The organism is Streptomyces sp. NPDC006739 (assembly GCF_042869815.1).
Taxonomy (GTDB): domain Bacteria; phylum Actinomycetota; class Actinomycetes; order Streptomycetales; family Streptomycetaceae; genus Streptomyces.
Map to the genome: position 1 here is coordinate 1 of NZ_JBIAGM010000047.1, position 14235 is coordinate 14235.

A 14235-nucleotide genomic window follows, 5' to 3' on the forward strand; every position below is an offset into this window, starting at 1 on the left:
GCCCGTGCCAGAGCGTGGGTCTGGGGCCGGCCAGCCCCACCCACCCGCCAACTACGACGCCGATATGTGTACATCCAATGAGGAATCCAGCACTAGGTCCGCTGAGGGGCCGAAAGCAGTGGGCCCGCCCCCGTTGTCGGGGGCGGGCCCTTTGCGTCCTCGCGGTGGCACCGCCATGCAGCACCGCGAGGGGTCGGGGGGGCGGGGGCCAGGGGTCAGCCGAAGCGACCGGAGATGTAGTCCTCCGTGGCCTGGACCGACGGGTTGGAGAAGATGCGCTCCGTGTCGTCGATCTCGATCAGCTTGCCGGGCTGGCCGACCGCGGCCAGGTTGAAGAACGCCGTACGGTCGGAGACACGCGCCGCCTGCTGCATGTTGTGCGTCACGATGACGATCGTGAACCGTTCCTTCAGCTCACCGATCAGGTCCTCGATGGCGAGCGTGGAGATCGGGTCCAGGGCGGAGCAGGGCTCGTCCATGAGGAGCACCTTCGGCTCGACCGCGATCGCCCGCGCGATGCACAGCCGCTGCTGCTGACCGCCCGACAGCCCCGAGCCGGGCTTGTTCAGGCGGTCCTTGACCTCGTTCCAGAGGTTCGCGCCCTTGAGCGACTTCTCGACGACGTCGCCCAGCTCGCTCTTCTTGTAGCTGCCGTTCAGCCGCAGCCCCGCCGCCACGTTGTCGAAGATCGACATGGTCGGGAACGGGTTCGGCCGCTGGAACACCATGCCGACCTCGCGCCGCACGGACACCGGGTCGATGCCGGCGCCGTACAGGTCCTCGTCGTCGAGGAGGACCTTGCCCTCGACCCGCCCGCCGGGCGTGACCTCGTGCATACGGTTCAGCGTGCGCAGGAACGTGGACTTGCCGCAGCCGGAGGGGCCGATGAACGCCGTCACCGAACGCGGCTCGACCGTCATCGAGATGTCGTCGATCGCCTTGTGGGAGCCGTAGTAGGCGGAGAGCCCGCTCACGTCGATTCGCTTGGCCATTACTACTTCACTTCCAAAAAGTCTGGTGGGTCACCGTAGGGCCCCACGCGGCGGTAGCCGCACATTGACGCTTTAGCGACCGGTCTTGGGGGCCTTCCAGCGGGCGATGCCCCGGGCCACCAGATTGAGGATCATCACGAAGGCGATCAGCGTGAGGGACGCCGCCCACGCGCGGTCGTACGCCGCGTTGGCACCCGCGCTCTGCGAGTACTGCTGGTAGATGTACAGCGGCAGCGACGACTGCGCACCCTCGAAGGGGTTGTTGTTGATGAACGGGTTGCCGAACACCAGCAGCAGCACCGGGGCGGTCTCGCCCGCGATACGGGCGATGGAGAGCATGATGCCGGTGGTGATGCCGCCGATCGAGGTCGGCAGGACGACCTTCAGGATGGTGCGCCACTTCGGCACACCGAGCGCCAGCGACGCCTCGCGCAGCTCGTTCGGTACGAGCTTGAGCATCTCCTCGGTGGAGCGGACCACGACGGGCATCATGAGGATGGCCAGGGCCAGTGAACCGGCGAAGCCGAACGGCTGCATGTCGAAGATCAGCATCAGGCTGAGGATGAACAGACCCGCGACGATCGAGGGGATGCCGGTCATCACGTCGACGAAGAACGTGACCGACTTGGCGAGCTTGCCGCGCCCGTACTCCACCAGGTAGATCGCGGTGAGGATGCCGATCGGGGCACCGATCAGGGTGGCCAGGCCGACCTGCTCCAGGCTGCCGATGATGGCGGCGTAGATGCCGCCGCCCGGCTCGGAGTCGGCGACCACGCCCATGGAGTGGGTCAGGAAGTAGACGTCGAGGACCTTCACACCGCGGGCCACGGTCACCCAGATCAGGGAGACGAGCGGGATGACGGCGACCAGGAAGGCGACCCAGACGAGGGAGGTCGCGATGCGGTCCTTGGCCTGGCGGCGGCCCTCGACGCGGGCCGCGATGCCGTAGGTGCCGAGGATGAAGAGGATCGCGGCGATCAGACCCCACTGGATCTTGCTGTCCAGGCCGGCGCCGAGGCCGATGCCGGCCGCGACGACGATCGAACCGCCGGCGATGGCCCACGGGGACCACTTCGGCAGGCTGGCACCGCGCAGTGTGCTGGGGCGCCGGTCGGCGAGGCTTGCGGTGCTCATGCGTTGGCCCCCGAGTACTCCTTGCGGCGGGCGATGATGGCCCGGGCCGCGCCGTTGACCAGCAGGGTGATGACGAACAGGACCAGACCGGAGGCGATCAGCGCGTCACGGCCGTCCTGCGTCGCCTCGCTGAACTTGCTGGCGATGTTCTGGGCGAAGGTGCCGCCACCCGGGTCGAGCAGGCTGGCCTGGATGTCGAAGGTCGGCGACAGCACGGTGGCGACGGCCATCGTCTCGCCGAGGGCCCGGCCGAGGCCGAGCATCGAGGCGGAGATCACGCCGGAGCGGCCGAAGGGGATGACCGCCATGCGGACCACCTCCCAGCGGGTGGCGCCGAGCGCCAGGGCCGCCTCCTCGTGCATCCGCGGGACCTGCCGGAAGACCTCGCGGCTCACGTTGGTGATGATCGGCAGGATCATGATCGCGAGCAGGATGCCGACGGTGAGCATGGAGCGCGGGGCGCCGCCCTGCCAGGAGAAGACGCCGGTCCAGCCGAGGTAGTCGTTGAGCCAGCCGTAGAGGCCGTTCATGTGCGGTACGAGGATGAGCGCGCCCCACAGGCCGTACACGATGGACGGCACGGCGGCCAGCAGGTCGATCACGTAGGCGACCGGGGAGGCCAGTCTGCGCGGCGCGTAGTGCGTGATGAACAGCGCGATGGCGACCGCCACCGGGACCGCGATGACCATGGCGACGATCGAGGAGACGACCGTGCCGAAGGCGAGCACCGCGATGCCGAAGACCGGCGGGACGAGGTTGGTGTTCCACTCGAAGGTGGTCAGGAAGTTGCCGTGGTCCTTGCTGATCGCGAGGGAGGCGCGGTAGGCGAGGAAGACCGCGATCGCGGCCATGACCACCAGCAGCAGGATGCCCGAGCCGCGGGACAGGCCGAGGAAGATGCGGTCACCGGGCCGGGTCGCACCGCGCGCGTTGCGCTTGTGCTCGGCCGCGGTCGGCTCGGGGGTGGGCGGAGGTGCGTCTGTGGTCTGCGTCGATATGTCCATCGGGTTCTCCGGTCTGCGGAGCCGTGGCCCGGTCGGGGCCGTAGGGCTCGTGGCGGCGGTGCACCGGACGGTGCGGCCCGGGTCCGCGGGGGACCGGGCCGCACTCTCGGATCAGGTCAGCTCAGGCCCTCGATGGTGGTGCGGACCTTGGCGATGATCGCGTCGGGAACCGGGGCGTAGTTGATCCCCGACAGGATCTTCTGGCCGTCCTCGCTGGCGATGTAGCGCAGGAAGGCCTTGGTGGCGGGCAGGGTGTCGGCCTTGTTGCCCTTGTCGCAGACGATCTCGTACGTCACCAGGGTGATCGGGTAGGCACCCTCGGCCTTGGTGGCGTAGTCCAGCTTCAGCGACAGGTCCTGGCCGACGCCGACGACCTTGGCGGCGGCGATGTCCGCGGTGGCGCTGTCGGTGCTGGGCGCGACCGGCTTGCTCGCGCCGGTGGCGATGGAGACGGCCTTGATGCCGTCGGAGACGTAGGACAGCTCGAAGTAGCCGATGGCGCCGGCGGTCTGCTTGACCTGCTGGGCCACGCCCGCGGACTGCGGGGCGGACTGGCCGCCGGGGGCCTGCCAGGCCTTGCCGCCGGAGTACTTGCCCCAGACGGAGGGCGCGGTGGCCTTCAGGTACTTGGTGAAGTTGTCCGTGGTGCCGGACTCGTCCGAGCGGTGGAACGCCTGGATCTTGAGGTCGGGAAGCTTGGCCGACGGGTTCAGCTTCTTGATCGCCGGGTCGTTCCAGTTCTTGATGTCGCTGTTGAAGATCTGCGCGAGGGTCTTGGCGTCCAGGACGAGGTTGTCGACACCCGGGACGTTGTAACCGAGGGCGATCGGGCCGCCGACCATCGGCAGGTCGATGCCCTGGCCGCCCTTGCAGACGCTCTTGGAGGCGGTGACCTCGGCCGGCTTCAGCGCGGAGTCGGAACCGGCGAAGGCGAGCTGGCCCTGCGTGAACGCGGTCACACCCGCGCCGGAGCCGCCGCCCTTGTAGTTGATCTGCACGCCACAGGCCTGCGAGAAGTTCTTGACCCACGCGTCGATCGCGTTCTTCTGCGCGGAGGAGCCGTCGGCGAGCAGCTGGCCCTTGGCGTTGTCGCACTTGATCGAGCTGGCGCTCGTCGAGGCCGACGAGCTGCTGCCGGTCGTCGTGGAGCCGGTCGCGTCGGAGCCGCACGCCGTCAGGGCCATGGCGCCGGAGACGGCGACAGCACCGAGGGAAAGGGCGCGCAGCCGGTTCTTGCGCTGAAGCTTCACTTTCGGGAGTTCCTTCCATCAGCCGCCACCGTCGACGGCGTGCGGAGTCATGAGGATGCGTGACGGCATTCATGACCGCCCCCCGCATCGCGTAAGGCCGAAATTAGGCAGAAGAGGTGAAGCGTCCGATGGCCGGAAGTGAACGAGGGGTGAACCCCTGCCATCGGCCCGGTGAGGTCACGGAATGCTCACGGGGAGGGCACGTGGAGGTTCCGACGACCGGGTTACGCGTACGCGTATTCGATGTTCGCACTCCCGTCCCTGGAACCCTTGTGCGCACGGCGGCGTCCTGTCCCAGGAGAGCCGACGAAAGGCATGGACATGCAACGGCGTACCTTCATCGCGGGCGGCACGGCCGCTCTCGCCACGACCGCGCTGGCGGGCTGCGGCCCGGCCGGTGTCCTCACCGGCTCCTCGCCGGACGCGGCCGGTACGCCCCTGTCCGCCGGTTCGCCGGGTACGGCGATGAAGACCGCCGGCGCGGCGGCCGCCGCCAACTGGGCGGCCCTCGCCCGTGACCTGGACGGCCGGCTGATCCGCCCCGGCGACGCGGACTGGAAGACCGCCCACCTGCTCTACAACACCCGCTTCGACGGCCTGAAACCGGCCGCGGTCGCCTACGTCGCCCACGGCGACGACATCCGTACGACACTGGCGTACGCCCGGGCCCACGGCATACGCGTGGCGATACGCAACGGCGGCCACTCCTACGGGGGCTGGTCCTCCGGCGACGGCAAGCTGATCCTCGACGTCTCCAAGCTGAACACGATCCGGGTCGGCGGCGGGCAGGCGGTCGTCGGCGCCGGCTGCAAGCTGATCGACGTCTACCGGGCGCTGGCCGCCAAGAGCGTGACCGTACCCGCCGGCTCCTGCCCCACCGTCGGCGTCTCCGGCCTGGCCCTCGGCGGCGGCCACGGCGTGGCCTCCCGCGCCTACGGCCTGACCTGCGACAACCTCACCCAGGCGACCGTGATCACGGCCGACGGCACCCAGGTCACCGCCAACGCGACCAGCCACTCCGACCTGTTCTGGGCGCTGCGCGGCGCGGGCAACGCAAACTTCGGCGTCGTCACGGAACTGCAGTTCAGGACCCATCCGACCCCGCAGGCCGTGACCGCGTACCTGACCTGGCCGTGGGCCGAGGCGGCGGCGGTGGTGAAGGCCTGGCAGGAGTGGGGCCCGACCCAGCCGGACGAGATCTGGTCGTCCCTGCACCTGGAGGCCTCGCCCGGCGGGACGCCGAGGGTGTCGGTGGCCGCGTTCTCGATGGGCACGTACGGCGAGTTGCAGAACGCGGTGGACCGCCTGGCCGGCCAGGTGGGCGCGCACGCGAGCAGCGTCTCCCTGCGCCGCCACGGCTACGAGGAGGCGATGGAGATCTACGCCGGCTGCTCCTCGTTCTCCACCGCCGCCCAGTGCCATCTGCCGGGCTCGACCCCGGGCCGCTCCCCGCAGGGCGCCCTCGGCCGGGACACGTTCGCGGCCTGCTCGGACTTCTTCGACCGCTCACTGTCGGCGGCCGGCATCCAGACCCTGCTGTCCCAGCTGAGGTCGGTGCGCGGCGGCGGGGGCAGCATCGCCCTCACGGCCCTCGGCGGCGCCGTCAACCGCGTCTCCCCGACGGCGACGGCCTTCGTCCACCGCCGCTCCCGGATGCTGGCCCAGTACTTCACCTCCTGGGGCGCCGGCGCCCCGGGCACGACGGCACGGTCCTGGCTGGCCTCGGCCCACAGCGCGATGAAGCCGTACGCCTCCGGCGCGGCCTACCAGAACTACACGGACCCGACCCTGACGAACTGGCGCAAGGCGTACTACGGCGACGCGTCGGCCCGCCTGACCCAGGTGAAGAAGCAGTACGACCCGGAGAGGTTCTTCACCTACCCGCAGGGGTTGTAGACCTACCCGCAGGGGTGGTGAGGGGGCCGGAGCCTGTCGTTCGGATCAGGCCGCCAGGTCCCGCTCCTCGGCCTCCACCGCCCGGCGCGCACCGGGCACCAGCGCGTCCGAGCGCCCGCTCCCGTCGGCCCGCCGCCGGACGATCCACCCCGCCCGGCCGGACCGCTCCACCGCCTTCATCAAGGGGGTGAGCAGCGCCATGGCCAACGGGGACAGCAGCAGGGCCACCGCCGTGCCGAGCGCGAACCCGCCGACCACGTCGGTCGGGTAGTGCACCCCCATGTACACCCGGCAGAACCCTTCCAGCAGGGCGAGTCCGATCCCCGCGATCCCGAACCTCCGGTTCGCGACGAACAGCCCCACGCCCAACGCCATGGTGATCGTCGCGTGGTCGCTCACGAACGAGAAGTCGGTCTTGCCGGAGACGAGGACGTCGAGGCCCTGGTGGTCGACGAACGGCCGGGGCCGCTCCACGAACCCCCTGATCGGCACGTTCACCAGTACCGCGATCCCCGCGGCGAGCGGTGCCCACACCAGCGCCGCGACCGAGGACGCCGCGTCCTCGCCGCCCCGGCGCCGCACACCCCACCAGCACCACAGCACCAGCAGCGCCATGGCGAGCAGCAGCCCGTACTCACCGACGAACTCCATGCCGCGGTCGAACCAGTGCGGTGCGTCCTTGGCCAGCCCGTTGATGTCGTAGAGCAGGTTGACGTCAGGGTTCGATCCGGATTCGGCGAGTACAGCCATGGTGCTGCGGCCCCTTCGTCGTCGTTCCGGACGCACACCGTGTGCGCCGTTCCTGCCCCCCGTGGTTCGTAGATCCGCTTTCGCTGCACTGCGCGTACCGCTGCCGTACTGACGTCCGCTCGGCTACGTCAACAGGAACGCACGATCCCCGTCACTACGTTCCACACTCCACCGAATGATCACGCAGACGTTATCGAAGAGAGACTCATCGCCGCAGCTCAGGGGGCGGGTTCACGCTCGGTCACACGGTCGTGGGCAACGCTTTCGCGCCATCTTCGGTGACCCGGGTGGCCCCGAAATAGTCGTGGGTGTCGATCGGGTCGAACCGGATCACAGCACCCGTTCTCGGGGCGTCGATCATGTACCCGCCACCCACATAAATACCCACATGCCGGATGGCCCGTGAATCGGTCAGGTCGTCCGAGAAGAACACCAGGTCCCCGGGGAGCAGCTGGTCCCTGGAGGGGTGCGGTCCGGCGTTGTACTGATCGTTGGCGACCCGCGGCAGGGTCACGCCCACGCTCTCGTACGCGGCCTTGGTCAGTCCGGAGCAGTCGAACCGTCCGCCCTGGTCGGGGGTGCCGTTGCCGCCCCACAGATACGGCGTGCCGAGCTTCTGCTGGGCGTAGGCGATGGCGGCGGCGGCCTGCCGGGAGGGGTCGACCCGGCTGACGGGCGCGGCGAAGCTCTGCTCCAGGCTGCGGATGTTCTTGACGTAGTTCTGCGTCTCGCCGATGGCCGGAACCCCACCCGCCTTTATGACGCGGTCGGCGCCCGCGTTGTAGGCGGCGAGCATGTTGTCGCTCGTGTTCCCGGGCACCGTCCTGACGTACTTGGCGAGTTCGCAGTCGTACGTCGCGGCCGACGGAATCGCGTCATTCGGATCCCAGATGTCGACCTTGCCGTCCCCGTTGCCGTCGATGCCGTGCGTCGCCCAGGTGCTCGGGATGAACTGCGCGATGCCGCGCGCGTCGGCCGGGCTCACGACCGTCGGGTCCCAGCCGCTCTCCTGGTACAGCTGGGCGGCGAGCAGTGCGGGATTGAGCGCGGGGCACAGATTGCCCCACTTCTGCACGAGCGTCTTGTAGGCAGCGGGTACGGCACCCTTGGCGAGCCCGACACCGCCCGCGCCGACACCGCCCACGAGGTTCCCGGCGACGACGTAGACGCCGACGACCAGCAGCATGACGAAGCCCAGGCCGATCCCGACCGCCGCCCCACCGACCACCCACACTTTCCGCACGGCTCAACCCTCCCCCATGTCGGCCGTGTTCAACGCCATTTCTGCCTGAAGTGGCGTCATTTCACAGGGAAGCAGTCGCCGTCAGGGATTGTCCACAGCGTCGCGAGGGAGCGCCGACGGTGTCGTCACGGGCCCCCGAGTGTTCCCTCACGGACCGCTGAGGGCGTCCTTGTACAACTCGGCAGCCTCGCGCCCCAGCACCACGCTGTAGGACGTGTCCGGGGTCTCCCCGCCCTGCTCGTGCCCGCCGAGCACGCCGACGACCTCCCGGTCTCCGTTCACCCAGGGACTGCCGCTGGTGCCCGCGGTGAACTCCGGGCAGTAGATGCGCTGCTGCGTCTTGCTGTGCGGGGCGGGTTTGTTGGTGCAGCTGATGGGGACTTCCTTTTCGTCGGGATAGCCGGTGACGGTCACGGCGGTGGCCCCGGTGGCCATCCCGGTGGCGAACCGATTCGCCCCGACGACGTCCTCGAGCTGCCGGCCGCCCAGGTCGTTGACGTAGGCGAAGGCGACGTCACTGTCCTCGCTCTGCCCCTTGGACCACCCGTCCGGCAGGAACCGTTTCCCGACCTTCCACACGCCGTACGGCGCCTGCCCGTTCCGGTACCCCGGGACGAACACCAGGTCTCCGCCGTCGTCACCGCCCACACAGTGCGCGGCGGTGACGATGAGATTGCCGTGCGGGCTGTGCACGACCGAGGCGGTGCAGAAGTGGCCGCCGGGGAGCTTGTCGGCCCGGCCCGCACCGAACAGGGCCCCGACCCGCGCGTTGTGGCGGGTCGCCACAGTGACGGCGGTCACACCGAAGGGTCCCGGACCGTCGTCGGCGGCCGCCACGGAGGCGGAGGTCAGGGCCAGCAGCACGACACCGCCGAGCAGCGCGGGACGTGAGGTGACCGAGATGCGTGAGCTGCGCTTCATCAGGCCCCACTCTTACCCACGAACGTGGAAATGCGTCCTCGACTTCCCTGAGTTTTACCTGTGAACCGCCCTTACGGTCCCGCTCGGTCCGACTCGGCCCCGCTCGGCGTCGCTCGGCGTCGCACTCACCGTACTCGGCGCGCCGTCGCGACCCCCTGCCGATCTGCTCCGGACGCATGAAGATCGCCACCCCCTTTCACCCGTTCTGCCCCCTCTCCCGTCCCCTCCCTCCCCCGCCCCAAGACGTACATCAACGCGCGTAACACCGTCGAAATCCTGTCCCTTCTCTGTCAATTGAGTAAAGCGGCGGCCACTCGCCGCCCATCCCCCCGCCAGTGATCGGTAAGCCCCCGCCCCCCTTCGGTAACGCGGAAGTCAGTATTCCGAAAGGCTCTTGTTGTCACGTACTCAACAAGTCAGGGTCTGTCGCGGGCCGCCGCCCCCACCGGCACACCCACCGGTGGACCCCCACTCGCAGGCCTCTGCACACCTCACACAGGAGGCTGTACGTTGCGTACGTCCACCCCCAACGCCCCCCACATATCCGGCAGATGGCGCCGGATCGGCTCCGCCACCGCGGCCACCGCCGCACTCGTGTTCGCCGGCCTCGGCACCGCGGTCCACGCGAACGCGGCGACCGCCACCGACGCCCCCCACAAGGTCAGTGCCAAGGCCGTCGCCGCCCAGGTCGCGAAGGCCCACGTCCGGTACGAGAAGGCCTGTGCCGCGACCCCGAAGAAGGGGTTCGCCGCCTGTGACGCCCTCCGTGTCACCGGCGGCACCACCGCCTTCATGGAGAAGCAGGCCGCCCTCAAGGGCATCGCCGCCAAGACCGTCCGGCCGAACGCCGCCTCCGCCGACCCGACCGGTTACGGCCCGAGCGACATCCAGTCGGCGTACGGCCTGACCGGCGCGGCCTCCTCCAACGGCTCCGGCGAGACCGTCGCCATCGTCGACGCGTACGACGACCCGAACGCCGAGGCGGACCTGGCCACGTACCGCTCGTACTACGGCCTGCCCGACTGCACCTCGGACAACGGCTGCTTCAGCAAGGTCTCCCAGACCGGCTCCACGACCTCCCTGCCCACCGCCGACAGCGGCTGGGCCGGCGAGGAGTCGCTGGACCTCGACATGGTCAGCGCGGCCTGCCCGAACTGCAACATCCTCCTCGTCGAGGCCAAGTCGGCGAGCGACGCCAACCTCGGCGCGGCGGTGAACGAGGCCGTCAAGCTGGGCGCCAAGTTCGTCTCCAACAGCTACGGCGGCGCGGAGTCCTCCTCCGACACCTCCTACGACTCCAAGTACTACAACCACCCGGGCGTGGCCATCACCGCCAGCGCGGGCGACGAGGGTTACGGCGCCGAGTACCCGGCCGCCTCGAAGTACGTGACCGCCGTCGGCGGCACCGCCCTCAAGACGTCCTCCAACAGCCGCGGCTGGACCGAGAGCGTCTGGAACACCTCCAGCACCGAGGGCACCGGCTCCGGCTGCTCCGCCTACGACGCCAAGCCCACCTGGCAGACCGACAGCGGCTGCGCCAAGCGCATGATCGCCGACGTCTCCGCCGTCGCGGACCCCGCCACCGGCGTCTCCGTCTACGACACCTACGGCTCCGACGGCACCGGCTGGAACACCTACGGCGGCACCAGCGCCTCCTCGCCCATCATCGCCTCGGTCTACGCCCTCGCCGGCACCCCGGGCAGCAGCGACTACCCGGCCAAGTACCCCTACGCCGCGGCCGGCACGTCCGCCCTCAACGACGTGACCAGCGGCAGCAACGGCTCCTGCACCACCTCGTACTTCTGCACCGCGAAGTCCGGCTACGACGGCCCGACCGGCTGGGGCACCCCGGAGGGCGTCAGCGCCTTCTCCGCCGGCTGACATCGCACGACCACCCCGTCGGGTCACGGGGAGCCGCCCACTGAGGGGGACGTGGGGTCCCCTCGGCGGCGCTGGAAGAGGACGGGCCACGGCATCCAGCCGCGGCCCGTCTGCCTTTGCGGCCGTCGCCCCGTCTACTCCCAGGTCGCGGTGTCGGGGTCGATGCCGTGGGCGCGCGCGTCGGCGTCGATGATGCGACGGAACCACGAGGCGAGGCCGGCGCGGATGCCGTCGTAATGGACGGAAAATCCCGGATCCGCCTCATACATACGGCCGAGGCAGACCTGCATCCGCCTGGTGAGGGGGAAGTACGAGGCGAAGACCTCGCGGTGCCGCTCGACGAGACGACCGGCTTCCGGGCTGCCGGGTGCGACACCGGCGTCCATCGCGTCCCCGAGGGCGCGTTCGAGGCCGGTCATGGCATCGGTGATGGCCTGCCACTCCTCCGGACCGCGAGACGCCGAGCGTTCGGCGTACTGCAGCCACTGCGTCGTGTCCCCGTAGCGCTGACGGGCCTGGGCGGGCCAGTCCGGGTTCCACCGGGGCCCGAAGATCTCGGCCTGCTGCTCGGCGGTCAGCAGCAGGCCCCGCTCGTGGGCGTCGATCATCCGGTCCAGTCCGACGCCGAGCTGCTTCAGGCGGTCGATCCGTTCGGCGACCTGGGCGCGCTGCGCGCGCAGGGCGCCGGGAACGTCCGTGGCCGGGTCGTCCAGGATGGGCCGGATCCGGTCCAGGCCGAGACCGATCTCACGGTAGACGACGATGCGGTGCAGGCGTTCCAGGTCGCCGGCGGTGTAGAGCCGGTATCCGGCGGCCGTGCGCAGCGACGGTCTGGCCAGGCCGATCTCGTCCCAGTGGTGCAGCGCGCGGACGGTCACGCCCAGCCGCGTGGAGACCTGACCGACGGTCAGACCATCGGCGTCGGTGGCATCAGGCATGCTCCTCATTGTCGCGGCGACCGACGCCCGGTGCGGTGATCCCGACGGCTGCAAGGTTCCGTGCCTCCTGACTGGCGGGATCGAAGGGCTTGGCCGCGGTGAAGACGATCCGCGCGTTCTCGGGGGTGGTCACCGTCACGTCGCGGGTGTTCCAGGCGGTGTCCCGTGGACCGTCCACCGAGCCCGGGCGCACCGCACGACAGGCCTCGACCAGGGAATCGACCTGCCCGAGCACGCACGCGAACCCGAGGCTCATGGCCGGCGCCGACTCCGGAACACTCTCCGCCGGGACGAGAAGCACGTCCTGGAACGCCCACCGGCGCAGATGCACCAGCCTGCCCGGAATGCCGAACAACTCGAAGAACCCGAGCCCCCGAACCCAGAAGTCCACCGACGCCGCCAGATCACTCGTGGGGATCGTCACGAAGGCGGGCATCCCATAGATCCCCCGAAACGGCTCCGGCGGCACCGCATCGGCCCCCGGGGCGGGCACGGGACTGATCTCGAACGCGTTGTAGTAGTCGCTCACGCACGCCAGACTCAGGCCTCACGCGGCGTGAGGGTCAAGCCGGGGCGGTGGCTCTCGCCCGACCCACCGTTGCGACCCAGCGTGTTGCGGGAAGCCGGCATAGCGGGCGGAAAGCCCGACACCAGCCGTCACTTGGTGCCGCCTGCTAGGTCCAGGTCAGCTCGCCCGTTGCGGGGACGAGGGAGTTGATGTGCCGGAAGACATCCTCGGGGCCGTCGATGACGGTGGTGTTCGGCCTGGCCGCGTACTCACGCGCCCACTCGTGCGTCATCAGGGAACGCATGAGGAAGACCCGGCGGCCGTGTTCCAGGGCAAGCCGGGCCTGCATCCGGGCGCCGCTGCGGTAGGCCGCCTCGATCACCACGGTGGCCAGGCTGTAACCGCTCATCACGGCGTTGCGCATGGGGAAGGACGACTTCGAGGGCGGAGCATCCGGCCAGAACTGTGAAACGACCAGTCCGCGCTCGGCGATCTCCTGCTGCAGGCGGGCGTTCTGTGCCGGGTAGACGCGACGCAGGCCGGTGCCGATGACGGCGACGGTACGGCCGCCGACAGCGAGCGCGGTGGCGTGGGCGGCGGTGTCGATGCCCGCGGCCAGACCGGAGACCACCGTGACGCCACGCTCCGCGAGCCCCCCCGCGATGGCACGGGCGTGGGCGATGCCCTCCGGAGTGGGAGTGCGGGTACCGACGACAGCCACCCGTAGATCGTCTTCGACGGGTGCGCCGCGCAGGAACAGGAAAGGCGGGCGCTGGTGGACCAGCCGCAGGTAGAGCGGGTAGTCCTCATCCAGGATCGTCACCAGCCGCATACCCTCGCGCTCCCAGGCGGCGATCTCGGCTGCGACCGCTTCCAGGTCCACCTCAGGACCTGTGGCGAAGAGGGCCGCCTGACCTGAGGATTCGAGCGCGTCGTCCAGGACGTCGCGGGCACTGCCTACGGTCTCGATCTGATCGGTGAGATCGGGCCAGGAACGATCCCCGCGCCGCAGCAGCGCGACGAGCGCGGCCCGCTCCAGTTCCTGGTCCATGCCGAAAGTATAGGAAACCTGCTCGCGCTGGGCAGGTGCCCAGCCCGGCGGCGGAAGCAGGAAGCTCACCCCGCCACACCCCGCCCCCTTCCAGCGTCGCAGCGCCTCGGCTACCGGCAGTCGGCCCACAGCAGCTTCCCGCCCTTCGACGCGCCCAGTTCCCGCAGTACCGAGACGCCCCACGAGTCGGCACAGGACCGTACGAGGTGCAGGCCGCGCCCTCCCTCGGCGTCGTCCGGTGGCAACGCGGGCGGCAGGGAGCTGTCGGCGAACCCCGGCGGGACCGTCGGGTCGGTGTCCCATACGGCGACCCGTAGCCGTCCGGGTTCCGTAGGGAGGACACGCAAGGCGTAGGGGCCCCGAGTGTGCCGGTGGGCGTTGGTGAGAAGTTCCGAGGCCAACAGTTCGGCCGTAGGGGCGAGTTCGGTCAGGCCGTGGGCGGCGAGGACCGTGCGGAGGGTGGCGCGGGCGACGCCGGGGGCGTGCGGGTCGTGCGGGAGTTGGAGGGTGTAGGCCCAGGACGGGGATACGGTGGCCATCGGAAGTCTCCGATCACTGTGGGGAGTTGTGATCTTGCAGTGGGCTACCCAGTGGCCTGCCGCTCCGTCGAACGGTGCGCTTCTGGGGCTCTGCGGCGCCGAACTCAAAGTAGCGGCTCGGCATATAT

The 14235-nt window shown here is 69.8% G+C and carries 13 protein-coding genes; 2 read left to right on the forward strand and 11 right to left on the reverse strand.

All coding sequences use genetic code 11. The features are described 5' to 3' along the window. Window positions 1-215: 215 nt before the first annotated feature. The 4 genes from pstB to pstS form a co-directional block, all read right to left on the reverse strand. A complete protein-coding gene (pstB, locus tag ACFYMM_RS41950) occupies window positions 216-992 on the reverse strand; it encodes a phosphate ABC transporter ATP-binding protein PstB (protein ID WP_388397548.1) in 777 nt (258 codons plus the stop codon). Window positions 993-1064: 72 nt separating this feature from the next. Next, window positions 1065-2126 carry a phosphate ABC transporter permease PstA gene (gene pstA / locus ACFYMM_RS41955; protein ID WP_388397550.1) on the reverse strand — a complete coding sequence of 354 codons (1062 nt, stop codon included), beginning with the start codon at window positions 2124-2126 and terminating at the stop codon, window positions 1065-1067. Beyond that, window positions 2123-3130 carry a phosphate ABC transporter permease subunit PstC gene (gene pstC, locus ACFYMM_RS41960; RefSeq protein ID WP_388397553.1) on the reverse strand — a complete coding sequence of 336 codons (1008 nt, stop codon included), beginning with the start codon at window positions 3128-3130 and terminating at the stop codon, window positions 2123-2125. Before pstC ends, pstA begins: the two co-directional genes overlap by 4 nt. A 116-nt stretch (window positions 3131-3246) precedes the next feature. Continuing rightward, window positions 3247-4380 carry a phosphate ABC transporter substrate-binding protein PstS gene (gene pstS, locus ACFYMM_RS41965; protein ID WP_388397555.1) on the reverse strand — a complete coding sequence of 378 codons (1134 nt, stop codon included), beginning with the start codon at window positions 4378-4380 and terminating at the stop codon, window positions 3247-3249. A gap of 321 nt (window positions 4381-4701) precedes the next feature. Between pstS and ACFYMM_RS41970 the strand changes: the two genes are divergently transcribed. Beyond that, the gene (locus ACFYMM_RS41970; protein WP_388397557.1) at window positions 4702-6276 is read left to right on the forward strand and encodes an FAD-binding oxidoreductase; all 1575 of its coding nucleotides are present in this window, start codon (window positions 4702-4704) and stop codon (window positions 6274-6276) included. Between the two features lie 45 nt (window positions 6277-6321). On the opposite strand, the gene ACFYMM_RS41975 is transcribed toward ACFYMM_RS41970, so the two are convergent. The 3 genes from ACFYMM_RS41975 to ACFYMM_RS41985 form a co-directional block, all read right to left on the reverse strand. Continuing rightward, a complete protein-coding gene (locus tag ACFYMM_RS41975; RefSeq protein ID WP_388397560.1) occupies window positions 6322-7026 on the reverse strand; it encodes a phosphatase PAP2 family protein in 705 nt (234 codons plus the stop codon). A 241-nt stretch (window positions 7027-7267) separates the two neighbouring features. Next, window positions 7268-8212, reverse strand: coding sequence for an NlpC/P60 family protein (locus ACFYMM_RS41980; protein ID WP_388397606.1), 945 nt, complete (start codon window positions 8210-8212; stop codon window positions 7268-7270). Between the two features lie 204 nt (window positions 8213-8416). Then, on the reverse strand, window positions 8417-9190 hold the full coding sequence (locus ACFYMM_RS41985) for a trypsin-like serine peptidase (RefSeq protein ID WP_388397563.1): 774 nt from the start codon (window positions 9188-9190) through the stop codon (window positions 8417-8419). Window positions 9191-9700: 510 nt separating this feature from the next. Between ACFYMM_RS41985 and ACFYMM_RS41990 the strand changes: the two genes are divergently transcribed. Then, entirely contained in the window at window positions 9701-11071 is a 1371-nt protein-coding gene (locus tag ACFYMM_RS41990; RefSeq protein ID WP_388397566.1) for a peptidase S8, read from the forward strand. A 134-nt stretch (window positions 11072-11205) separates the two neighbouring features. On the opposite strand, the gene ACFYMM_RS41995 is transcribed toward ACFYMM_RS41990, so the two are convergent. The 4 genes from ACFYMM_RS41995 to ACFYMM_RS42010 all read right to left on the reverse strand — a co-directional run bounded on the left by ACFYMM_RS41995 (window position 11206) and on the right by ACFYMM_RS42010 (window position 14107). Continuing rightward, the gene (locus ACFYMM_RS41995) at window positions 11206-12009 is read right to left on the reverse strand and encodes a MerR family transcriptional regulator (protein ID WP_388397568.1); all 804 of its coding nucleotides are present in this window, start codon (window positions 12007-12009) and stop codon (window positions 11206-11208) included. Continuing rightward, the gene (locus ACFYMM_RS42000; protein ID WP_388397571.1) at window positions 12002-12538 is read right to left on the reverse strand and encodes a VOC family protein; all 537 of its coding nucleotides are present in this window, start codon (window positions 12536-12538) and stop codon (window positions 12002-12004) included. The genes ACFYMM_RS41995 and ACFYMM_RS42000 overlap by 8 nt, the downstream gene beginning before the upstream one ends. A gap of 145 nt (window positions 12539-12683) precedes the next feature. After that, complete coding sequence (locus ACFYMM_RS42005) at window positions 12684-13568, reverse strand: DNA-processing protein DprA (RefSeq protein WP_388397574.1); 885 nt, start codon at window positions 13566-13568, stop codon at window positions 12684-12686. Between the two features lie 110 nt (window positions 13569-13678). Continuing rightward, a complete protein-coding gene (locus ACFYMM_RS42010) occupies window positions 13679-14107 on the reverse strand; it encodes an ATP-binding protein (protein ID WP_388397576.1) in 429 nt (142 codons plus the stop codon). Window positions 14108-14235 lie beyond the last annotated feature (128 nt).

What these genes read in the sequence shown, in the direction of transcription:
- pstB (WP_388397548.1), bottom strand. Translation starts at nt 992, where the DNA reads ATGGCCAAGCGAATCGACGTGAGCGGGCTCTCCGCCTACTACGGCTCC.
- pstA (WP_388397550.1), bottom strand. Translation starts at nt 2,126, where the DNA reads ATGAGCACCGCAAGCCTCGCCGACCGGCGCCCCAGCACACTGCGCGGT.
- pstC (WP_388397553.1), bottom strand. Translation starts at nt 3,130, where the DNA reads ATGGACATATCGACGCAGACCACAGACGCACCTCCGCCCACCCCCGAG.
- ACFYMM_RS41970 (WP_388397557.1), top strand. Translation starts at nt 4,702, where the DNA reads ATGCAACGGCGTACCTTCATCGCGGGCGGCACGGCCGCTCTCGCCACG.
- ACFYMM_RS41975 (WP_388397560.1), bottom strand. Translation starts at nt 7,026, where the DNA reads ATGGCTGTACTCGCCGAATCCGGATCGAACCCTGACGTCAACCTGCTC.
- ACFYMM_RS41980 (WP_388397606.1), bottom strand. Translation starts at nt 8,212, where the DNA reads ATGCTGCTGGTCGTCGGCGTCTACGTCGTCGCCGGGAACCTCGTGGGC.
- ACFYMM_RS41985 (WP_388397563.1), bottom strand. Translation starts at nt 9,190, where the DNA reads ATGAAGCGCAGCTCACGCATCTCGGTCACCTCACGTCCCGCGCTGCTC.
- ACFYMM_RS41995 (WP_388397568.1), bottom strand. Translation starts at nt 12,009, where the DNA reads ATGCCTGATGCCACCGACGCCGATGGTCTGACCGTCGGTCAGGTCTCC.
- ACFYMM_RS42005 (WP_388397574.1), bottom strand. Translation starts at nt 13,568, where the DNA reads ATGGACCAGGAACTGGAGCGGGCCGCGCTCGTCGCGCTGCTGCGGCGC.
- ACFYMM_RS42010 (WP_388397576.1), bottom strand. Translation starts at nt 14,107, where the DNA reads ATGGCCACCGTATCCCCGTCCTGGGCCTACACCCTCCAACTCCCGCAC.